Raw genomic sequence first — 23,308 nt, 5'->3', positions numbered from 1 at the left:
CGTACAGACTACCGTGGTAGGCGTGTTTGATAAATCTCTACTCGCCGGCATTGCTGATATCACTGTCGAAGACGGTGTCGATTTCGCCCACCTGACCACCCTGCGCGTCGGGGGCCCGGCCCGTGCCGTGGTCCGTGCCCGCACGACGGAGGCTGTGGTTGCGGTGGTCCGCGCCCTGGACCGTGCTGGTGTGGAGTTGCTGGTCGTCGGCGGTGGGTCGAACCTGCTGGTGGCTGATGAGCCGCAGGATGTGGTGGCTGTGGTGCTGGAGAACACAGGCCATCACATTGGTGGGGATGGCCTCGTGCGCGCTGAGGCGGGCATGGTGTGGGACGAACTGGTCGCCGCGACGATCCGCGCCGGCCTCGGTGGCCTGGAGTGCTTGTCTGGGATTCCGGGTTCGGTGGGCGCTACCCCGGTGCAGAATGTGGGCGCTTATGGGGTGGAGGTCGCTGACGTGCTCACCCGTGTGCACCTCTACGACCGGATTACGGCGCGTTCCTATTGGGTGCCGGTAGGTTCCCTAGATTTGGCGTACCGCTATTCGAACTTGAAGTTCACCGCCCGTGCCGTCGTGCTCGAGGTGGAGTTCCAGCTGCTTACCGACGGCCTCTCGGCCCCCTTACGTTTCGCTGACGGACATCGCGTGGCCCCTGCCGAGGCCCGCGCTAAGGTGCTTGAGCTGCGCCGTTCCAAGGGTATGGTCCTTGCCGCGGACGATCACGACACGTGGTCGGCGGGCTCCTTTTTTACTAACCCCGTGGTGCCCGTGGAGCTGGCGGATGAGATTGCGGCGGCAATTACCGTCGATATGCCCCGCTACCCGGTGGACCGCCCGGGCCATACGAAGCTGTCGGCGGCGTGGCTGATTGAGCAGTCGGGCTGCGCGAAGGGTTTCCCTGGCGAGGATGCGCCCGCCCGCTTATCGACGAAACACACGCTCGCCCTCACCAACCGGGGTTCCGCGCAGGCGGCCGACATCGTTGCCCTAGCGCGCCGGGTACGCGACCAAGTCCGTGACGTGTTCGGGGTCTCTTTAGTGCCGGAACCTGTGTGGGTGGGCGTTGCGCTGGATGAGGAGGAATAAGCCCACGTCCTGGCGCTGATCTGCGGGAATGTTTGGTGGGCGAAAAAAATTAGTGCGCGCGCCCACCTTTCGTGTTTAGACTGGCGGAGAACCTAGTTCAATTCATCTTTCCACTCCCGTGGAACAGAAAGGAGTCCGTCATGGCTTACAAGACTACGAACCCGTACACCGGTGAGGTTGTCAAGGAATTTGATACCGCGACCCCCGAGCAGATCGATGCCGCGATTACCGCCGCTGACGAGACTTTCCGGGAGTGGAGCCTCAAGCCCATTTCGGAGCGCGTCCAGGTGCTGCAGAAGGCTGCGGACATCCTGAAGGAAAATAAGCGCGAATACGCCGAGGTTGTGACCCTGGAAATGGGTAAGCTCCTCGCCGAGGCTGAGGCCGAAATCGATATCTGCATCGGCATCCTCGAGTACTACGTGGCCCACGCTGAGACCCAGCTGGCGCCACGTTACCTCCCGGCGAATGGCTTCGATCAGGAGGACGTGCAGCTGGTCAACGAGCCACTCGGTGTCCTGTACGCCGTCGAGCCGTGGAACTTCCCGTACTACCAGGTCATCCGTATCGGTGCCCCGCAGTTCGCCGCCGGTAACACCATCGTGCTCAAGCACGCATCCAACGTGCCGCAGTCTGCGCTGAAGATGGTAGAGCTTTTCGACGCCGCCGGCGCCCCGAAGGGCCTGCTCAACAACGTTTTCGCCGCGCACGACGCAACGGAGCAGATCCTAGGCGACCCGCGCGTACGTGGCGTGGCGCTCACCGGTTCTGAGGGTGCGGGTGCCGCAGTGGCTGCGGTGGCCGCGAAGAATCTGAAGAAGTCCACCCTGGAGCTCGGCGGTGCGGACGCGTTCATCGTGCTTGCCGACGCCCAGCTGGACAAGGCCGTGGACTGGGCAGTCTTCGGCCGCCACTGGAACGCGGGCCAGGTGTGCTGCTCCTCCAAGCGCATCATCGTGGAAGATTCGGTGTATGACCAGTTCGTGGAGAAGTACACCGCCAAGGTTGCAGAGCTCAAGGCTGGCGACCCGCGCGACCCAGAAACTACATTGGCTCCGCTGTCCTCCCAGGGCGCTGCCGATGAACTCGGCGAACTCGTGGAGCGCGCACGCGCCGAGGGTGCCACGGTTTCCGAGGTCGGCATCGACCTGCCTGAGCACGGCGCGTTCTACCAACCGACCATTCTCACGGACATCCCAGAAGGCTCCGAGACCGCGAATGCCGAATTCTTCGGCCCCGTCTCCCAGCTGTACCGCGCCCGCGACGTGGAGCACGCTATTGAGATTGCGAACTCCTCCCCATTCGGTCTGGGTGGTTCCGTATTCACCGAAGATGACGAGCTGGCCCACAAGGTTGCCCGCCGCCTGGACACCGGCATGGTGTACATCAACCAGCCGACCGGCGTGAAGGCCGACATCCCATTCGGTGGCACCAAGCGTTCCGGCTACGGCCGTGAGCTCATTGACTGGGGTCTGCTGGAATTCGTGAACCAAAAGGTTGTGGTTCGCACCGATATTGACGGCAGCTTCTAGGCCGCGTTAGGAGCGCTCACCCCGGCGTCGGGGAGGGCGCTCCTTTTTCGTATCACGAATGGTGGTCACAGTATGGTTCGCGGCTAGACACGTCAACAGCCACGTATTGTCGAGGCATGACTGAACCCGTAGCCACACGTGACCACGCCCAAAGCCTCCTGGAAAAGATTGCTGGCCCCACCGCGGTGTTGCGGCCCGACCAGTGGGAAGCTATCGACGGCCTCGTGAACAAGCGGCAGCGTATGCTCGTCGTGCAGCGCACGGGGTGGGGGAAGTCCGCGGTGTACTTCATCGCGGCGAAGATCCTGCGCGAAGCAGGGGCGGGGCCGGCGGTGATTATTTCGCCGCTGCTTGCGCTGATGCGGAACCAGGTGGACTCCGCCGCGCGGGCGGGGATTCGGGCGGTGACGGTGAACTCGGCGAACATGATGCAGTGGGACGCTATCAACGCGGAGATCGCCGCCGGCAACGCCGATGTGATACTGATTTCTCCGGAACGGCTCAATAACCCAGACTTCCGCGCCGAAACCCTCCCACAGCTTGCGGATAACACGGGGCTTTTGGTCATCGACGAAGCCCACTGCATCTCTGACTGGGGCCACGACTTCCGCCCCGACTACCGGCGCATCGCGGACCTTCTCGCCGGCACGAACCCGAACACCCCGGTCCTGGCCACCACGGCTACCGCGAACGATCGCGTGGTGGCGGACGTCCAAGCGCAGTTGGGGGAGCGGACGCGTGTGCTGCGGGGGAATTTGGATAGGGAGTCGTTGCGTTTGGGCGTCGTGAAGCTGGAAGATAGCACGGACCGTCCGGCGTGGCTGGCCACCCACCTGAAGGATCTGCAGGGTTCGGGCATCATTTACGCGTTGACGGTGACCGGCGCGGAGGAGTTGGCCGCTGCGCTGCAGGCCGCGGGGTACCCGGTGGAGGCGTACACCGGGCGCACCGAGGCCGAGGAGCGGGCCCGGTTGGAAGCTGCGCTGCAGGCAAACGAAGTCAAAGCGCTGGTGGCAACGAGTGCGCTGGGGATGGGCTTCGATAAGCCAGACTTGGGTTTTGTGATTCACGTCGGCGCGCCGAGTTCCCCGATCAGTTATTACCAGCAGGTCGGGCGCGCGGGCCGCGGCACGCAGCGCGCCGAGGTGATCCTCCTGCCCGGGGCAGAGGACCAGGCGATCTGGGACTACTTCGCTTCCGTCTCCTTCCCCGATGAGGGGACGGTCCGCACGCTGCTGGACGCGCTCGGCGACGAACCGATCTCCACCGTGAAACTCGAAACCGTCGTGGACCTTACGCGCACCCGCATCGAGCAAACGCTCAAGGTCCTCGACGTTGACGGCGCCGTGCAGCGCGTCCGCGGCGGGTGGGTGCGCACCGGCCAGTCCTGGTCCTACGACACCCAGCGCTACGCCGGCCTGGACGCCGCCCGCGCCGCCGAACAACAAGCGATGCGCGACTACATCGCCACCGACGGCTGCCGCATGAATTTCCTGCGCGCCCAACTCGACGATCCCGAACTCGACCCCGCCACCGGCTGCGGGCGCTGCGACAACTGCACTGGCCAGCACTATTCCACGCTTATCGACGCCCACGCCACCGCTACCGTCACCGCCGCGACCAACCAACCCGGCGTCTCGCTCCCGCAGCGCAAACAGTGGCCCACCGGTTTACAGGAGGTGCGCGGCAAGATTCGGGGCGTGGAGCAAGGGAAGGCGCTCGGACGTCTCAACGACATCGCGCACGGTCCGGCGTTGCGCGCGTTTCTCCAGGAGCGTTCTTGGCAGCCGGCGCAGTGGTGGCGCGACGACCAGTGGTTGCGCCGCTTTGTTGACGTGTTGGCGCAGTGGCAGTGGTCGCAGCGGCCCACCACGGTGGTGGCTTTGGGAGGCGATCCGTTCGTCGAACGCATCGCGCGCGCCATTGCCCAGGTTGGGCAGTTGGCGTTCGCGGGAACCGTCCCTGAGCTGGGCGAACCGGTGGAGGCGCAGAACTCGGCGTACCGGGTGCGCGGGCTGTGGCACCACTACGACGCCCCCGGGACGGACCTAGCTGGTGTCGAGGGGACAGTCCTGTTAGTTACCGATGTTGTGGACACCGGTTGGTCCGTGACTGTGGCGGGCGCTCAGTTGGCGCAGCAGTGGGGAGTGACGGTGTTGCCGTTGGCGGTTGCGGTGCGTGCTTAAACCCAAACTACCCCCGGTATCGGGGACTTTCTGGGCCTTTATCATGCGTTTATGAAGAAACTTTTAGAAAGCAATGTGCGCTGACTCAGAAAAGTGCGACAATACGATTTGGTCCTGAGTATTTATCGGGATGAGACCGTGTTGTGTTAACAAGGGGTTAGCGTGAACTTGCATACACCTAAGCATCGTGCTGAGGTGCAAAATCCGGCACCGTGGCGCGTTCTTGGAGGGTGCTATGTAGCCACCGTCGTCCTGTGGGCGGTGTATCGGGCTCTCATATATTCGGAAACTTATGCTGCATTAAGGATTGTCCTGGTTGGCTGCGGTGTCGCAGCGGCGGTATGTGCTGTGCTCCTGGCGGTCCGGGTGTTGCGGCGTCGTGACGCACTGGTATCACCGGGCAACCTCTTTCAAGCCGTGGTGATTATTTCGCCTACCGCCTTGCTGATGACGGCGTTTAGCGTCGCGTACCAGCAGATGGTGGGCAAGACGCTCGGGGGAGAGTCCTCGCTGCTGTTGCTCATGGCGGTGTCGGTGACGGTGCCGTGGATCTCCGCGGCGGCCTCACGGCCCCTGTACCCGGTGGTGCAGCAGGCCAACACCTACTCTGAGGTGCAGGGTTCTGCCCGGAAGGGTTCCGACGACGACCACATCCTGCGCGCTTTCGCCGTGAATTGGCCGGTAGTTTTCTGCTGGTCTGTCCTGTTCGTCGCGGGATTCAGCGCGGTCTTTGGGCTGGCCCTCCAGCTGAGTCTCACGGGCGTGGCAGTCTACGCGCTGGGTGTGCTGGCCAACGTGGTCTTCGCGCAGACGCTTATCGCGGTGCAGGAGGTCCGCCGCTACGGTTTCGTGCTCGCCGGCTGGGCCGCGTATGCGATCTGTCTGGCTGCTGCACCCGAGTTGTGGCTGGTAGCGCCGCTGGTGGGAATGGTGCCGGGTGTGGTACTTATCGCGGTCGGGTGTGTGCGCACTCGTGGCGGGTGGGTTTCCGATGCGCACACCCCGCACCGTTTCATCGTGCGCGATATGTGCGTTGGCCTGGGCGTGGGTGCGGTGCTGTGGGCGGACAAGTTGTTCATCGTGGTGGCGTTGGGGGAAGAAAGCTTCCCGGTGCTGTACCTGCTGTACGTGTCGCTAGTGCCTACTGTTGCGGGCACGGCTTTGTACTGGAGCCGCCACTATCAATTCCTACAGCAGGCGATCTCCCGGGTCTGGGATGTGATTAACGGGGTTCCCGCCCGAGACCTGCAGCGCACGATGTGCCAGGCCGGCCAGCCGGCGGACCGCGCGTTGGGTGAGGTTATGGTGCCTACCGCGCTGGGTGGCGTGGCTGTCGTGGGGTGTGCTCCGCTGCTCGGTTTCGCCCCGGACCTGATGCTGCTGATGGCGGTGTTGGCGCCGCAGGCGTTCTTGGCGCTCATGATCGCTACGCACAACCTGGAGCAGGTGAGCAAGATGAGTGTCGCGCTCCGGGTGCATGGTGTCCATGTGGCCGCGTGTGCGTGTGCGCTCGTGGCAGCGTTCCTGCCGGGTGCGTTGCCGTGGGTGTATGTCCTGTTTATTGGGGTAGATGTGGCGCTGACAGCGTACGCGGTGCGGGTGCGCCGCACGACTGTGCTGGATGCGCCGTATGAACTGTTTTGGAAGGAAGCTGTGGCTTTATGAACTCCTCCGCATCAGGTGGCGGCCCGGTCGTGCGTGTACCGGGTGACTGCTTCGAGTTGCCGGCCGTCGACGTAGCGTTGGTGATGGAGTCCACCTACCCGTTTTTAAAGGGTGGCCTGTCTGGCGTTGTGCACGATCTGATAGTGGCGCATCCGGATATTCGGTTTGGCATCATTTTCACCACGTGGGATTCGTCGGCGGAATTGTCGCCGCAGTACCCGGTGCCGGGCAACGTGGCGTGGGTCGACGTCCGGTACCTGGCGTTTACGGAGCACCGCGAGGCGTTCACCGCCGCCGTGCAGGCGGGCACTGATAGTCACGCGGAGCGGCAGGCTGGGCTGCTTATCGACGCCCTCACCTCCCTTCACCGCCACCACGACACCCAGGCGTGGTGGGACCTCTACGACCGGGCGTCTTCCCTGTGGCCCGCGTTGCGCAGCCGCACGTTTATGGACGCCGCGGTGGCGCACTGCGGGGACGTGCCGTTGGGTAGCCTGTTTTGGACGTCGCGGGATTTCTTCTCCCTCTTGTTTGCCCTGCTGGAGCGCCCGTATCCGGAGGCTACGGTGTATCACGCGCATACGACCGGCTACGCGGGCTTGATCGCTGCTGTGGCGAGCCGTCAGCATCCGGGTTCGAAGTATGTGCAGTCGGAGAACAACCTCTACGCCCGTGATGCGGTGAACACGGTGCTGGGGCGCCGCAGCGATCACACGGTCACGCTGGATACGGTCGCGCAGGTCAGCGACCCAGTAAAGCGGGCGTGGGTGTGGTGGTACACCCGGTTGGCGCAGATCACGTACCCGGAGGCTGACGTCCTGACATACCTGTACCCGAGCGCCATCACCGAGGCCGCCGCCTTAGGTGGCGTGCCGGCGAAATCAATCCTTATCCCCAACGGGGTGGATAAAGCCCGTTTTACCGCGCCGGTGCGGCAGCGTGGCGAAGGCCCACTGCGTGTGGCATGCGTGGCGCGCGTGGTCCCGATTAAGGCGCAGCTCGACCTCATCGACGCCATCGCCTACGCCCGGGCACAGGGCGCGGACCTGCGCGTGGACCTCCTGGGGCCACTGAGTCACGACCCGGATTATGTGCACTCCTGCCGCCACAAGGTCGCCGCGCTTGGACTCCAGGGCGTGGTCCGGTTCCGCGGCACAGTGGATACCGCGGCCGCCCTGCCGGACTATGACCTCACCGTGCTGGCCAGCCACAATGAGGGCCAGCCGTTGGCAGTCATGGAATCGCTCGTGGCCGGTGTCCCGGTCGTGGCAACGGACGTAGGCGGGGTGCGTGACCTCATCTACAACGGGCACCAGAAGCCCGCTGGTGCGGTTGTCCCCGTTGGTGACGTTCGTGCTCTGGGGAATATGTTGTGCCAGGTGAGCGTCGATAAGCAACTGCTGGACAGCTGGCAGAAAGCCGCCGCCGCGCGTGGGGCGGCGATCCCGGATGCGGCCGAGGCGATGGCCGAATACGGCCACCTCTACGAAGAATGCGGCGTGGTCCGGGCGCGGGAGCGGGCGCATGCCTAAGTACTACACGCGATTTCCGGGGGATACCACCGAACTGCCGGAAGTTGACGTAGCCATCGTGATGGAATCCACCTACCCGTTCCTGAAAGGTGGGGTGTCGGCGGTGGTGCATGACATCATCACCCACCAGCCGGAACTGAGCTTCGGGATCATCCACGTGGCCTGGGACCACGACGCGCCCCTGACCGCGCTGTACGACGTGCCCGCCAACGTGGCGTGGGTGGACGTCCTCTACCTTTCCCTCGAAGAACACAAGGACGCCTTCGCTGCGGTGACGGATACTATCGTCCCGGATCCGGCCAGGGCGGTGGACGCCTTGGACTACGCGCTGACCAGCCTGCTGCGCGACAACGTTGAACCGTTGTGGGAGCTCTACCACGCCGCTGTCAACCCCGCGACGCGCACGTGGCGGCTGTGGTCGCTCATGCGCACCCGGGAGTTCATGCAGTGGTGTGTGTCGCGCATCCCCGACGTGGAACTTGGCCGCATGTTCTGGACCATCCGAGACCTGTTCTCCCTGGCGTACGCCGTCGCCGACCGTATCCACCCGCCGGCCAAGGTCTACCATGCGCACACGACCGGCTACGCGTCCCTCATCGCGGCCTGCGCCGCCCGGCAACACGAAGGCTCTTTCCTGCTGACCGAACACAACCTGTACGTGCGCGACACCGTGAACACGCTGCTCGGGCGTAACATGAGCCAGATTGTCACGCGCCGCACGTACCGTGAAGTCACCGACCCACTGCATCGCATGTGGACGGTGTGGTGGACGGAAATGGGTGCCATGTTTTACCCGTCGGCGAACGCGATCACGTACCTGTATACCCGCGCGATCGAGGAAGCGAAGGCCCTCGGCGGCGACCCGAGTAAGTCGATCGTGCTTCCCAATGGTATCGAGTGGGAACGCTTCGCCGCCGGCCGTGAGCAGCGGGAACCGGCACTGAAAGAGATTGCGGCCGGCGCACCACGCCAGTGGCGGTTCGCGTGCATCGCCCGGGTGGTGCCCATCAAGGGGATCATGGAGCTTATCGACGCCACCGCCATCCTCCGCGACACCGGCCACACGTCCATCACCATCGACGTGTGCGGGCCCACCGAACACGTCCCCGACTACGCGCAGCGCTGCCGCGAGTACATCGTCGAACGCGGTCTTGAAGGCGTAATCACGCTGCGCGGGACCGTCGACGTGGGTGCGGAACTGCCGTCCTACGATGCCCTTGTGCTCAGCTCCTTCAACGAAGGCCAACCCGTCGTTGTCCTGGAAGCCATGAGTTGTGGCCTACCGGTTATCGCCACGGATGTGGGCGGTTTGGACCACATGGTGACGCTGCCGGTCGGGCAGCCGGGCGAGGAGGTTGGCCCGTGTGGTGTGCTGGTGCAGCCCGGCCACCCGGAGGCGCTGGCCGCCGAACTAATCCGGCTCATCCACAACCCGGACCTCTACCTGACGTGGCACCACAACGCTTTAGCCCGCGTCCGGAGCGAATTCCTCATGGAAAACATCATGGTGCGCTACCGCCAGCTCTACACAGAACTCGGCGCGTAGCGTGAAGACCCGCCCACCGGGATTGGCGTGGATCAGGTACGGCGACCCGATCCCGCCGCACCAGTTGCGCGCCGCCGCTGGGAAGTTCCGGGCCGTCGTCCTGCAACCGTGGGAGGAAGACGCCGCCGCCTTCCTCAAAGCGGCCGACCCGAGCTGCACCGTCCTGGCATACCAGTGCCTATCTTCCGTGCGCACGTATGAGCCCGGCCCGCGCTATTCCTCAGGGATAAGCCCTGCCCAGGCACGTACGCTGGGCAGTTTCGCGGGCGTGCCGGAGTGGCGTGGCTACCCCGGGCACCAGCAGCAGACAGTGTGGGACCCGCAGTACCAGGCGGCGTGGGTGGAGTCGGTGGTCGGATGGGTGCAGGATTCCCCCTTCGACGGTGTGATGGCCGACAATGACGTCTTCGAGGACTATTACGGAACCGGCTTGCCCGCCCAGTTGCTTCGCGACGGCCTCAACACCCTGGTTATCGCGGCTGGGGAAGCGCTACGCCAGGTGGGGAAAGTGCTGGTTCCTAATATCGCGGAGTCGCGTCGTGAAGCGGGACGGTGGGCCACGCACTCCCAGTTCGGGGGTGGATTGGAAGAGGTGTGGCTGGGATGGGGTACCGGCACCGATGAACGCCTTGCCCTGCATAAAGACGTGGCCGCCCAGGCGGAAACGTTGCGGGCGCCAGGACTGACGATCGCGCGTACCGCCGGAGCGGACAACCTGGGCCTGGCAGTGGCGGCCGCGTGGGTGTTCGCGCCGGGGGCGGACGTGGCGGTGACGGCCACCGACCACGACGCCTACTCAGGCCTGCCGTGGATGACCGTCCCTGACTTTGGTGTACCGGTAGGCGATGTGCAGCGCACGCCGGGGGTATGGGCGGGGGCATATTGGCGCGAGTTCAGCGGCGGGCGGGTGGCCCTGAATCTGGGTGTGGAGCCAGTCCGAGTATATGGACGTGAACTGGGCTTTTGTGAATATTCGTGGGAATTTTCCCGGTAAAAAGAAAAGTGTTTCACTTTGTGGACCAAAAAAGTGAAAAAAGCCTGCGGGCTAGCCCAAAAGTAGCTATAATCCACCTGATAAATTCTTAGCGCTCATTGGAGAAAATACATGAATATTGCGTTGGGTCGGAAGGGTGTGCGCGTGGGCCACACCGCTCTTTCTGCACCATTGGTAGCACTTATAGCCATCGTGGTACTCATTGCCGGAGTTGTCGGCGCCGGTTTCGCTCGGGCTCAGGCGAACCCCGTTTTCACAGTTTCGAACCCCACCATCACCGCGTCGGAGAACGCCCGCAACCAGGACGGCCAACTAGTCCAATGGGCCGAAGCGGTGCTCTCCGTCGAATGGTCGGCGGCGTACGGCTGGGCCCCCGGCGATTCCTTCGGATTCGAGCTGCCCACCGAACTGAAGTTCCGCGGCAACGCCCCCGCCATTGACCTCAAGGCTGACGACGGCACCGTCGGCGGCACCTGCACCGTCGACGCAACGTCTGTCACCTGCACGCTCAACGACGCATTCCAGGGCAAGGACTCCGTCCACGGCACCGTCTCCTTAGGCATCCAGCCCGTAGAGAGGACCTCCGAATCCTCCCTCCCACTGAAGACCGACGCTGGCATGGAAATCCTGGTCCCACTGCCCGCCGGCGCGAAAACCGGCATCGGCACCTCCACCGACCCGGAGCACCCGGTAAAGAATGGGTGGGTAGAGGACAACGACAAGACCTTCGGCTGGCAGCTTGTCCTTCCCGGGGCTTACCTGCAGAAGATCGCACCAGAGGGCCAGGTCACGGTTCGTGACACGCTCGGTGGCAAGCACCTGTTCGTCGAGAAGCCAATGCCCAACAAGCAGTGGTCCTTCATCTCCGTAGACCCCACCAACCCGGCCTACGCCAACCCCTGGGGTGACCCCGACACCGAATGGCTGACCGACTCCGCCAGCTTCGAATTCTCCGCAGACAACAAAGAAGTTGTCATCACCCTGCGCCCGGGTGCTTCCGGGCAGTGGGACCCCGCCCGCAACTACCGCCTGTACTACTACACCAAGTACACCGGTGAAGGGCAGTTCATCCCCGCCGTCAGCCCAGAAATCAGCGTCGAAGGCGAAACCCCTGAGACCGCATCCTGGCTGTTCGGCAACCACGCCGTCATCGAGAACACACAGGAAGAACTGAGCTCCCGGGTGTACCGCATCGACTGGTCGCGCGGCACAATCGCCGGCGTTGGGCGCGGCAGCTTCGCCATCAGCAAGAAGCTTTCCGACGGCTCCGCCACCATCCCCGACGGCACGGAATTCCAAGTCCAGGTCGACGTAGATTCCCCAATCGACAGCTTCGACGAAACCTACGTTCTCAAAGTCCCGCTCGGCGGCGAACCCATCTCCGGGAACAAGGTCCTCCCAGCGGGAACCACCGTCACGCTCAGCGAGCCGACCTTCCCCGAACTGGACGGGATCACCTTCGGCGAGCCACGCTTCAGCTCCGCCACCGCGGGTGACCCGAACGTGGCCATCTCTGCTGACGGAACGAAAGCCACGATCACGACCATCGCCGACACGAACGTTGCAGTCGTCCTGACGAACACCGCGAACGAGGTGCCGCCGACGACACCGGAGACGACGCCGCCGACCTCGACGCCGGAGACGACGCCAGAGACGACGCCGCCAACCACGACTCCGGCAACGCCGACGACGACTCCAGTAACGCCGACGACTCCGGCAACGCCGCCTTCTGTGCGGACGACTCCGACGCCGGAGGTGCCGTCGACAAGCGTGCCACGCACCCCGACCGGCCTCGATGAAACGCCGACCGAGGTTGCCCGCGCAGAAACCCCGGCGCCGACCACTCCGTCGCAGCCGGCGGAGAAGACCCTGGCGAACACGGGCGCAACCTACACGCAGTGGGCCCTGGCCATTGGCGGCCTCGCCGTAGCACTCGGATTCGTCCTCATACGACGTGCACGTAAGGCCTAAAACCGCTTCACGACGACGCCCTCCGGTCCACACCGGAGGGCGTTTTCGCTATCCACGAAGTAGAATTTGCCTCGATTGGAGGACCCTTGGCTGAACCAGACGCCCGCACCTCGCGCATGACGCGCTTCGCGGCGACCCTGCACCCGTGGGGTGTCGTCGCAGCCACCCTCGCATTCATCGTCGCGTTGAGCCCCTCGCTCCTCCCGCGCGACTGGTTCTACCAAGGTGTCGTCTCCGGGGTCGCGGCCAGCCTGACCTACCCGCTCGGCTTCGTGTCCCAGTGCTTGTGGCACACACTACCCGGCTCGTGGCGGGCGTCGCCGCGCACCCGGTGGATTGTGGAACGCGTGGCCCCCGTGATCGCGATGCTGTGGATTATCGGGTTCGTTATTGCGGCGCGCGGCTGGCAAAACGACCTCGCCGCGCTGACCGGCGCCCCCTTGCCGTCCCTGTGGGGATCGCTGCTCATCGTGCCCACTGGGCTGGCTTTTTTCCTGCTCATCATCGGGGTGGGGCGCATAATTGGGTGGCTGGCGCGTCGTATCGCACATCGGCTGCCCGGTTCGTGGCAGGACACGGTGCGCGCGTCGGTGGCGTGGGTCCTAGTCCTCATTGTCGGTGCGTGGGTGGTGGAGAGGGCGCTGCCCGGTACCTTGGTGGCCGGCGCGGAGCGGGCCTTCGCGGTGGTGAACACGGTTCCGGATGCCCCGGCGCCGGAGCAGCCACAGCGTTCGGGCTCGCCGGAATCGCGGATCGCCCACGAGAATACGGGTAAGCAGGGTGCCCGCTTCCTGGCCCAAGGCCTCGATGCCGCAGGCTTAGCGCAAGCTACTGGGAGCCCGGCGCGGGAACCGATCCGCATCTATCCTGGCGCCCTGGCCGCGCCCACGGACCGGGAGCGCGCCGAGCTGGCGATCGCTGAGCTGGAACGCACCGGCGCCGCGGAGCGGGAGGCCATGTTGCTGGTCATGACGACGGGCACCGGGTGGGTAAACCTCCACGCGGCGCAAGCTTTCGAGATGCTCTACGGCGGGGACACTGCGATCGTGGCGGAGCAATATTCGAATATCCCGTCCGCCTATCATTTCTTTACCGATGGCCACGACGTTGCTACCGCGGGCCGCGACTTCCTTGGCCCCATCATCGACTGGTGGAACACCCTCGACCCCGAAAACCGCCCCGAGTTGTACCTGTACGGGGAATCGTTGGGCACCACCGGCGTCGAGACCGCGTTCTCCGGCATGCGTGACATCATTGCGTCCGTCGATGGCATCCTCTTGGCCGGCCCGCCGAACTTCAACCCATTGCACACCGAACTGACCGAGGCCCGCGACCCCGATTCGCGGGAGGTCCTGCCCCGGCTCAGCGACGTCACGGCGGTGCGCTTTGCCGACGACCGCGACATGATCCGCACCTGGTACGGCGACGGCGCCGCGCCCGACTGGGGCCCAACGCGCGTCCTCTACATCCAGAACGCATCCGACCCCGTGGTGTGGTGGTCGCCGCAGCTCCTCTTCCAAGAGCCGGAATGGTTGAAAGAAGAAGCGGGCCGGGACCGCTTGCCCCAGATGCGCTGGTTCCCGATCATCACGTTCCTGCAGGTGGCGGCAGACCTGCCGGTGAGCCAGAACGCGCCACAGGGCTCGGGCCACAATTATGGGGCGGACCTGCTGGACGGATTCGCAGCGATCGCCGGCCCGGACCGTTTCACTCCGGAGCAGGTCGCGGGCCTCTACGCGCCGTACGCGGCGGCCACCACAGCGGAGCCGATACGCTAAAACCGCCCACCCCGGGGCGGGGCAGGCGGTTCTAGGTGCGGTGTTTAGGCGTTCGGGTAGGTGCCGTCGGCGGTGAGGCGAACGTCATCGCTCAGCAGCAGGTTAATCTCTGCCGCGTGCCCGCCGCGCGCCGGGAGGCGGCGACCGTCGATCTGTTCGTAGAGCGGCTTGCGGCCGATCATGCCAGATTCGAGGTGGTGGACGCCGGCCTGGAGGCGTCGAGTAGCGGACGCCTGCCACGCTGCGACGTCGCCGCCGGAAGCCTGCAGTGCGGCTGCGAACACGCCCGGGTGGGCGAGCACGACGACCGCGGCGACGTGACCGAAGCCCAGCGAGGTGAGCACGCCAGCCTTGACTTCGCCCGCGCCGAGGTTCAGCGGGGAACGCAGCCAGACCAGATTCTTGCCCTTCTCGCCGATCTCGGGGGCCACGCAGTCCAGGGAAGCGTTCTGTGGAAGTTCGCCGGAGCGCAGGATTTCCACCAGTCCGCCCATCTGGAAGAGGGCAGCGCCACCCTTGGCGTGGCCGGTCAGCGACTTCTGGGAGACCACGAACAGTGGGTTCGCGTCGTCGCGGCCGATTGCGCCCCACAGGGTGGAGTGCAGTTCGGACTCGTTCGGGTCGTTCGCATTGGTGGACGTGTCGTGCTTGGATACGACGCGGACGTCGTCTGGGGTGAGGCCCAGGCCACGCAGCGACTTCGCCAGCTTCGAGTTCGTGCCACCACGCGCGGCGCCGAGCGCGCCCAAGCCTGGGGCCGGAATGGAGGTGTGGGCGCCGTCAGCGTAGGACGCTGCGTGGGCAACCACGGCCAGAACTGGTAGTCCGAGCTCCGCTGCGACGGATGCGCGGGCCAGGAGGACGGTGCCGCCACCCTCGGCCTCGAGGAAGCCGCCGCGGCGACGGTCGTTCGGGCGGGAGATGAAGCGCTCGTCGATACCCTTGGCGGTCATCGTGGCGGTTTCGGCGGTGGCGTTCATGTCGCCGAAGCCTTGCAGGGATTCGACCTGGACGTCGTCGATACCGCCGGCGACCACGAAGTCAGCCTTACCCAGCGCAATCTTGTCCACGCCCTCTTCCACGGAGACCGCGGCGGTGGCGCAGGCGGCGACTGGGTGGATCATGGAGCCGTAGCCGCCGACATAGTCCTGCATGACGTGCGCTGCCACCACGTTCGGCAGTGCTTCTTGCAGGATGTCGCTCGGGCGGTCCTCACCCAGGAAACGGGAGACGAACACCTTGTGCAGGGATTCCATGCCGCCGATACCGGTGCCTTGGGTAGAAGCCACGTCACCTGGGTGGACGGCCTGCAGTAGTTCGGCGGGGGAGAACCCGGCGGAGATGAAGGCGTCTACGGCGGTGACCAGGTTCCAGATGGTGATCCGGTCGGTGGCGTCGATCATGTTGGCTGGGATGCCCCAGTGTGCAGGGTCGAAGCCTTCCGGCATTTGGCCGGCGACGGTACGGCTCAGGGTGGCCCGGCGTGGGACACGTGTGGTTGCGCCCTTGGCGCGGGTGACGGTCCATTCGCCGTCGACGAAGGCCTTGCTGGTCTTGTCGGGGTCAGCGGCGACGATGTCGTCGGCTTCAGCCTCGGTTGCGACGGTGAAGGTGATGTCGCGGTCGAGGAAGACTTCGGCAACGTCGATGGAGCCCTGGTCCTTGAGGAAGTACTTGTCGGTCAGGGTGCGGATGCCGGAGCGCGCCACGACCTCGTCGCGGTAGCGGTCGAAGATGTCTTCTTCGGGGACTTCCGCGCCGTCGGCGTCGTACCAGCCTGGGGTGGGGTCTTCGGACCAGTGGATGAGCCCGGTCATCCACGCCAGTTCGAGGACGCCGGCGGCGGTCAGGTCGACGGAGCCGTCACGCTGGATGCCGTATTCGGCCTCGTGGCGGGTGCGGCCGGAGCCCCAGGAGGAGACCTCACCGAGGCCGACGATGACGACCATGTCGTCGAGGTCGGTGGTCACGGTGCCCAGGGAGCCGTCGTCAAGCACTGGCTGGACTGGGCGTGGAGAGTTCGGCAGTGCGGTGATCGTTGCGGTCTCGTCGGCCGCTTCCTCAGCTGCGTCGGGTGCGGTGACCTGGCCGGCCAGCTCGGAGATGCTGATCGCGGTGGAGCCGAGGCCGCCGGTCAAGTCCTTATCGACGGGAGCCTGCGCCGCCTGCGCACGCGTCTCCTGCGAAGCGAGCGCCATGATTTCCGAAGAAATCTCTTCCGGATCCCAGACGTGGATTCCGGCTTCCTTCGCCGCCGGGATGAGGACGTCGTTGCCGCCCATCAGGTTCGTGCCGGAGACCCAACCGATCTTCGCCTGCGCCAGGGTCACACCTTCTGGCCAGCCGGCCTCCGCGGACCACTTGGCCAGGATCGCATCCAACGCGGCCTTGACCTCGCCGTATGCGCCGTCGCCACCGAACATGCCGCGGTTCGGGGAACCGGGAAGCACGATGTGGGTGCGGGTGTCCACCGTTTCTTGCGCCAGGGCGGAGAGGCCGGCGATGGTGCGTTCGACGGACCAGAGCAGCAGGCGGGCCTGGTTTTCGGCGGCTGGGCCGGCGTCGGCAACAGAGCCGCTGACCGACGGCGCCGCGAATGGGAACGCCAACGTCGGAACCAAGGCCGGCTTGATCACGTTGACCTGGTTGCCCACGGATTCGACCTGCTCGGAACCGATCCAGTCGATGAGGGCGTCGACGTCGCGGTAGCTCGACAGGTTCGCTGGGACCAGCCACAGAGCAGCACCCTGGGAGGCGTGATCGGCGAAGAGCTGGCGGGCAAATTCCTTCCGGGACTGGGTCACGCGCGACGCCGTCATGATCACGGTTGCACCACCCTCAAGCAGGCGTTCTACCAGGGCCGTTGCGATCGAACCCGGTGCGGCGCCGGTGACCAGGGCGATGTCGTCGGCAAACTCTAGGTCCGCCTCGCGGGCCGCCACGTCAGCGATCTGGCGCAGTAGGTCCGCGCCGTGCTCGCCGTGCTCGGCCCACCACGCGGCCTGCTTCGCGACGACCTCCCCGGTACCTGCGAAACGCGCCGCGTCATACTCAGCGCCCTCCACGGCGATACGTGCGAGGTCTTCACGCGCAGTTGCCCAGCGGTCGTCGAAGAGTACCGCCTTGCGCGCGTCGAAGGTTGGCGTGACCAGCTTCAACCAGCCGGAACCCAGCTCCGCGTCTACGGCTTCCACGAGGGTGGTGTCGCTTTCGGGGGTAGCTGCTTCGTCGGCTGCGCTGCGCGCCAGGCCCAGCTGTTCCAGGACACCGCGCGCGGCGGTGGCCAGCACGCCTTCTTCACCGGTGACGGTTGCTGCGAAAGCATCCAGGGCTGCGGAATCAACAACCGCGCCACCAGCGGCAGAACCGCCGGAAGACAGGGAAACGCTCACTCCGTTGCGGCCGGCTACGGCCTGGACGGCGGCGTCGATAAGCGCCTGAGCGTCCGCCTTAGAACCCACCGACGCTGGCAGAGTACCTAGGGCGCCGCCGCGCACGGACTCGTCTTCGCGGGTACCCAGCAGGATTTCCGCCTCGACGTGCGCAGCCCACGAAGCCGGCAGCCCCCACGTTCCGGTTACGCGCTCACCGACAGCCTGAGGCTTGAGGCTAGCCGCACCCAGCAGGGTGCGCAGGCGTGCCGTGACGGCCTCGCTGAGGACCGGGCCGAAAGCGCTGTAGCCAGGCGCAGCGGTGCGCACGCGACCACGCAGGGTAGCCACGTCGGCCTCGGCGGCGCCGTCGATGGCGGGCACGCCGAGCTCGGCGGACATGTCCATGAGCAACTGGTTGCGGCGCGAGGACACACCATTGGTCAGCTCTTCGACGGTGTCGGAATCGTTGATCTGGTCGATACGGATCTTGTTCTGGAACGCGAACAGCGTCATGATCGCATCGGCTGCGTCGAAGCCCAGGTCAGGAGCGTCCGCGCCGGAACCGCCTGCAGCAGGCGCTGCTGGGGCCGGGGCCGCCGGAGCCGCTGCCGGTGCTTCCGCCGGGGCGGCGGCGTCAGCTGGCGCCCCGGCCGGTTCTGATACCTCTTCCTCCGGTTCCGCAGCCTGTGGGGCTTCCACCACGTCGGTCAACGTCACGGCAGCCTGGTCACGCTCCACGTTGAAGACAGGAACGTGAATGCCCACCACGTCCATGGTGCGCTTGGCCATGTTCGCCAAGGTTGGCGAGGCCGCCAGACCAACCTCAATGATCTGGTCAACCTTGCCCAGCAACAGTTCCTGGGTTTCAATCCAGCGCACAGGGGAGGCGAACTGCCAGCTCAGTAGCTCGATGAGGAGCAGGCGAGCCAGCGAATGCGGTTCCATGGAATCCACGGTCACGCCCTGCAGGCGCTGGGAAGGAACGACCTCCAGGATGGAGTCGATGAAGTCCTGGGTCAGCTCGAATGGGCGGGCCACCAGGTTCGGGATGTAGCGGTCGACGAGCGCCTCCAGGTTAACCTGCTCCGGCAAGAGTTCGTCGAGCTTCTCGGCGAAGGCCTCCACGCCGGGGCGCAGGACCTCAGAGTGGAATGGGACGTCAATGCCCGGAATCCGCACAAAGGCGCGCGGGTTCACAGCGTTCGCCTGTGCTTCCAGGGCGTCCAGGCCGGCGCGGGTACCCGCGATGGAGTACTGCTGGCCTGGAATGTTGTAGTTCACGATCTGCAGGAACTCGCCGGTTTCGGCTGCGACGCCGTCGACGTACCCCTGCACCTGATCCGGAGAAACCCCTATCATATTCGGGCGCAGCGCACCCAGACCGTAGTTCGAGCGGCCCGCAGCATCCCGGGGCACCAGGGAACCCATCGCGGAACCACGCGAGTACACGATGTCGATAACACCCTCAAGGTCGAAGATGTCACCCAACGACGCCAGCGCGGTGTATTCACCAAGCGAGTGGCCAGCGTAGAAGCTACCCGGCGCAATAGCATCATCAGCGCGCAGGCGTTCGGTCTGTGCGTACGCCACGACAGCAAGCGCAACCTGGGTGAACTGCGTCAGGTGCAGCACGCCCTCGGGGTGCCGGAAGATTTCACCGCGCACTGAAAGCTCGGTCGGGTTGTCGTCGATGATCTGGCGGATGGAGAAGCCCAGGTTCGTGCGGGTGTGGCGGTCAGCGCGACGCCAAATCTCACGTGCTGCAGGGGAGGCGTCGCGGTCGCCGCGGCCCATGCCCTCAGCCTGGATGCCCTGGCCGGGGTACACGTACGCGGTGTGCGGTACAGCCAGCAGGGCCTGGCCGCGCGAAACAACCTCGCCACCGATGCGGCACGTGACCTCTAGGGCGGCGTGTAGGCCGGCGCGACCGACGCGCTCGACGGTGATCTCGACTTCGTCGCGGAGCTGGACCATGCCGTACATGTTGTAGGTCCAGGCCATGACCGTGCCGTGCTTGCCCGCCAGGTGCTGCGCGGAGGCAGACAGCCACATTCCGTGGACCAGCGCGTCCTGCAGGCCGACGAGGCCGGCTGCGTTCTTCGAGGTGTGGATCGGGTTGTAGTCGCCGGAGACCATAGCGAAGGCCGCCATGTTGTCCGGCGCGGTGATCGTGGCGCGGTCCACGAAGGAACGCGGGGTCGCGGTGATCTCTGCAGCTACCGGTGCGTCGCCGTATTCCGGTGCGGCCGGCGGCATGTCGTGGCCCACGGCGCGGCCGCGGATAGCGAAGCGCTCCACCATGGTGGCTACCAGTTCGCCGCCCTTGTACAGGGAAAGGTTCACGCGGACGATGCGCCCGGAGGCGGACTCGTCGATGGCGCCGCAGTAGCTCTCGATGGTGATCTCGGAGCCGTCGGCAAGCTCAGTGAGTGGGACGCGCAGTTCGACGGAGTGGTCGAAGTGGACAGCGTTGAGCAGGCCCTCGATGACGGGGTACCCGTCGGAGAGTTTGCCGGTACCCAGGGCGGTGTAGATGGCAGGCCAGGCTGGGCCAACCAGCACGTCCGGGGTGCCCGGGGTGACTTCAAATGGGGCACCGGTGACGGCGGTATGGGCGCGCAGCAGCGATTCCGGCAGCGTAATCGTGTCGCGGACCAGGCCGTACGGCGCCTCGGCGGTCGCTTCGCCGACGGTCGGCAACGCGGTGATCTCGCGGCCGGCAGCGGAGGTAGAACCTACGCCGGCAACGCCTGCGAGCAGCGCGAAGACGCTATCTGGTAGACGTTCCTCCGAAACCACTGGGGAGGCACCGGTCCACACAGCCTCGGACAGGTCGAGTGGAATGTCCACGTGTTCCACGGTGTATGGCTTGGAGGGAAGGTCGTCCCACGCTGTTTCTGCCAGGACGCGGATGGTGTAGCCGGCGTCGTCGTGAAGCAGTTCGAAAGCGTCACGGTCCAGCACGTATGCCGGGTTATCGATGAGGTGACCGTGCCACACGATCGTGGGGGAAGAAAGGATGAGGTCTTCGGCAGTGCGGGCCTTGCCTAGGCGCGAGTACACCTCGGTGGGCTCGGCGTCGATACGGTGTGCCGCTGCGACTTCGTAGCGGTCCAAAATATCGGCGACGGGTTCGTCAACCGTGGTGATCGCACCCACGGAGACTGGGCCGGGGATGGCGCGCACGGACTCGGCAGGGTAGCGCTCGTCCTGGGATTGCCACAGGGAATCCAGGCCGAACCAGCGCTTCAGGTCGGCATCAATTGCCGTGACCCACGGCATCGGCTTGTGGTGCTTGCGGTTCAGGCCTACCCACCAGGCGGCGTCGCGTGCGGCGACCGTAATCTCCTCAGCCTCCGGGTAGGCGGCCAGCAGGCGCTCGACGGCTGCGGGGCCGTCCTGGATGGAATCATGATCCGGGAAGAGCGTTGGGATCTGGCCGTGGTCAGCCGGGTTCAGGCGGGCCTCGACGCGGCGTACCAGGTCCAGGAAGCGGTCCGGCCAGGTGACGTCGACCCACGGGTACGCAAGGTCGACGAAGCGGCGCACCCACTGTGCATACGTCATGGTGTCCACGTCGCCGAAGTACGGCTTCGAGGTCTTGGACAAAAGCTCGATGAGCTCGTCGCGGTGGTCTGCGTAGGAATCGGAGTCCAGTTCGGTGATGCGTCGCGACGCCGCCGCGAAGTCATTGTCCAGCTCGTTCAAGTCAGCCAGCAGGTGCGACTGCCCCGAGGTGACGCCGCCGCGGCATTCCAGGCGGCCGACCCAACCGTTGTTGTCCTCGTAGGACACGCCCGGGGTGTTCTTCAGCAGTTCCTTGACCTGTGGGGAAGTCTTCGCTTCCTTCGCGGTCATGGCGGTGGTGCCCACCAGGATGCCGTCGACAGGCATCTTCGGCAGGCCCAGCGCCTGCGACCAAGTGCCGTGCAGGTAGTCCGCAGCACGCTCCGGATCGCCCAGGCCGCCGCCGACGACCAAGGTGACATTATCCAGCGCGCGAATCTCTGCGTAGGTGTCTACCAACATGTCGTCGAGGTTGACCCAGGAGTGGTGGCCACCGGCGTGGCCGTCCTCGACCTGCATGATGATCTGGTGCTCCGGGTTATCGGCTGCAATCGCAAGCGTTGCGCGGATCTGGTCCGCGGTACCCGGCTTAAACGTGATGAAGGTGTAGCCATCTGCCTTGAGCTGGGCCAGCAGTTCGCGCGCTTCGTCGAGCTCGGGGATACCCGCGGAGACGGTCACGCCGTTAATGGCGGCACCAGCAGCACGCGCCTTGGACACGATGCGCTGCACACCGAACTGCAGGTTCCACAGGAAGCGGTCGAAGAACATGGAGTTGAACTGCGCGGCACGGCCCGGCTGCAGCTGCTCGACGAGCGAGTCCTTGTTCTCCGTGAACACTTCCTCAGAGAACTGACCGCCACCGGCCATTTCGGCCCAATGCCCGGCGTTTGCGGCCGCTGCGACGATGTCCGGATCCACGGTGGTCGGGGTCATACCGGCCAACAGAATCGGAGAATAACCTGTCAGTTCCGAGAACTTAGTGTGCAGCTTCGTCTCACCGTTAGGCAGGCGCACCAGTTCCGGAGCGAACTGCTCCCAGGTCTGCGCAGAAGGCAGCTCCGCGCCCGGGGTGGCCAGGGTGTCGCGCTGCGCAACCGTGGCAGCGGGGACAACCGCAACCCCAGTGCCCTCCAGCAGTGGGGTGGTAATCCGTGCCAAGCCCTGATCCAAGACCAGGGCTTCCTTCACGCCTGCACCGCGGGCGTCCGCGATGCGCGCTGGCCAATCAAACTGGTCGACCAAAATCTCACGGGCCAGGCCGGCAGCATCGACCTGGTCAATTCCGCACTCGCGTGCCCACTGTGCCACACGCTTGGCGGCGTCGGCGTTGGACTCGTGGTGGAATGCGGCTGCCACCGGGAGGGCGTCGAAAAGCGGTGCAACCGGGTCGCCGCCGACCTCTGCCGCCTCAATGCGGGCGTTGACCTGTGCGGCGAAAGCCTCGATGGCGCGCTGCGCGGCGGACAGCTCCTCCGGCGTGCCAGAAAGTACAACGTGGCGTGGGCCGTTGACCACGGCGATGTTTGCGTTGGCATGCTTCGCGACGTCCTCCCGGCGCACACCGCGCACCGAAAGCATGCGGCTGCGGCTGTCCGCGGCGGTGGCCTGGCTCAGCGCGGTGCCCATGAGGAGGGCAAGGGCCAATGCCTGCTCCGGGTTTTTCACCGCAGCGGCGCCGAGATCGCCCTGGGAATGGCCGATGAGCTCGGCGTTTTCTACGCTCATTCCGAGGTCGCGCAGCTGGTCAGTCGCTGCGATTTGGGCGAGCACGATGCCCGGCATGGAGATGGCGGGGTGGACGTCAGCAGGTTTTTCCTCTGGTGAGGCTTCTGGCGAGATGAGCTCCGACAGCCGCTCGATGACGCCGGGGATGGTGCTGGCGATCTCGCGGGTAAACGGTGCGGTGAGCTGGCGTGCCTGGTTGAGAACCTCGCGCAGGCGGGTTCCGGCCCCGCCGTGCGCAGCTGCTGCGGACAAGGCCAGTTGCCAGGGCGAACCCTGGCCTTGGAAGAGAATGGCTGGCGAACGCAGCGCGAGCAGAGGAGTCAAAGACATACAACTTCCTTATGTGTT

10 protein-coding genes are annotated in these 23,308 nt (G+C 65.3%); 9 read left to right on the top strand and 1 reads right to left on the bottom strand.

Annotated features, from left to right (window positions below):
- Positions 1-22 precede the first annotated feature (22 nt).
- The 9 genes from ATK06_RS02045 to ATK06_RS02005 all read left to right on the top strand — a co-directional run bounded on the left by ATK06_RS02045 (position 23) and on the right by ATK06_RS02005 (position 14,291).
- Positions 23-1,087, top strand: coding sequence for a UDP-N-acetylmuramate dehydrogenase (locus tag ATK06_RS02045; RefSeq protein WP_048378964.1), 1,065 nt, complete (start codon positions 23-25; stop codon positions 1,085-1,087).
- Between the two features lie 104 nt (positions 1,088-1,191).
- Entirely contained in the window at positions 1,192-2,619 is a 1,428-nt protein-coding gene (locus ATK06_RS02040; RefSeq protein WP_272913481.1) for an NAD-dependent succinate-semialdehyde dehydrogenase, read from the top strand.
- A 116-nt stretch (positions 2,620-2,735) separates the two neighbouring features.
- On the top strand, positions 2,736-4,805 hold the full coding sequence (locus ATK06_RS02035) for a RecQ family ATP-dependent DNA helicase (protein ID WP_098388757.1): 2,070 nt from the start codon (positions 2,736-2,738) through the stop codon (positions 4,803-4,805).
- Between the two features lie 162 nt (positions 4,806-4,967).
- A complete protein-coding gene (locus ATK06_RS02030) occupies positions 4,968-6,470 on the top strand; it encodes a hypothetical protein (RefSeq protein ID WP_143341372.1) in 1,503 nt (500 codons plus the stop codon).
- A complete protein-coding gene (pelF, locus tag ATK06_RS02025) occupies positions 6,467-8,002 on the top strand; it encodes a GT4 family glycosyltransferase PelF (RefSeq protein WP_098388755.1) in 1,536 nt (511 codons plus the stop codon). Before ATK06_RS02030 ends, pelF (ATK06_RS02025) begins: the two co-directional genes overlap by 4 nt.
- The gene (gene pelF / locus ATK06_RS02020; protein ID WP_048378970.1) at positions 7,995-9,548 is read left to right on the top strand and encodes a GT4 family glycosyltransferase PelF; all 1,554 of its coding nucleotides are present in this window, start codon (positions 7,995-7,997) and stop codon (positions 9,546-9,548) included. The genes pelF (ATK06_RS02025) and pelF (ATK06_RS02020) overlap by 8 nt, the downstream gene beginning before the upstream one ends.
- A 1-nt stretch (position 9,549) precedes the next feature.
- Complete coding sequence (locus ATK06_RS02015) at positions 9,550-10,542, top strand: putative glycoside hydrolase (protein ID WP_053072580.1); 993 nt, start codon at positions 9,550-9,552, stop codon at positions 10,540-10,542.
- 111 nt (positions 10,543-10,653) lie between these two features.
- On the top strand, positions 10,654-12,513 hold the full coding sequence (locus ATK06_RS02010) for an Ig-like domain-containing protein (protein ID WP_098388754.1): 1,860 nt from the start codon (positions 10,654-10,656) through the stop codon (positions 12,511-12,513).
- Positions 12,514-12,599: 86 nt separating this feature from the next.
- The gene (locus tag ATK06_RS02005) at positions 12,600-14,291 is read left to right on the top strand and encodes an alpha/beta-hydrolase family protein (protein WP_098388753.1); all 1,692 of its coding nucleotides are present in this window, start codon (positions 12,600-12,602) and stop codon (positions 14,289-14,291) included.
- A 44-nt stretch (positions 14,292-14,335) separates the two neighbouring features.
- Here the strand turns inward: ATK06_RS02005 and ATK06_RS02000 are convergent, their stop codons facing one another.
- Complete coding sequence (locus ATK06_RS02000) at positions 14,336-23,290, bottom strand: type I polyketide synthase (protein WP_098388752.1); 8,955 nt, start codon at positions 23,288-23,290, stop codon at positions 14,336-14,338.
- Between the last annotated feature and the right edge of the window lie 18 nt (positions 23,291-23,308).

It is taken from the genome of Corynebacterium renale (assembly GCF_002563965.1).
Lineage (GTDB): Bacteria > Actinomycetota > Actinomycetes > Mycobacteriales > Mycobacteriaceae > Corynebacterium > Corynebacterium renale.
This window is presented reverse-complemented; position numbering and strand designations above follow the sequence as displayed.

What these genes read in the sequence shown, in the direction of transcription:
- ATK06_RS02035 (WP_098388757.1), top strand. Translation starts at nt 2,736, where the DNA reads ATGACTGAACCCGTAGCCACACGTGACCACGCCCAAAGCCTCCTGGAA.
- pelF (WP_098388755.1), top strand. Translation starts at nt 6,467, where the DNA reads ATGAACTCCTCCGCATCAGGTGGCGGCCCGGTCGTGCGTGTACCGGGT.
- pelF (WP_048378970.1), top strand. Translation starts at nt 7,995, where the DNA reads ATGCCTAAGTACTACACGCGATTTCCGGGGGATACCACCGAACTGCCG.
- ATK06_RS02010 (WP_098388754.1), top strand. Translation starts at nt 10,654, where the DNA reads ATGAATATTGCGTTGGGTCGGAAGGGTGTGCGCGTGGGCCACACCGCT.
- ATK06_RS02000 (WP_098388752.1), bottom strand. Translation starts at nt 23,290, where the DNA reads ATGTCTTTGACTCCTCTGCTCGCGCTGCGTTCGCCAGCCATTCTCTTC.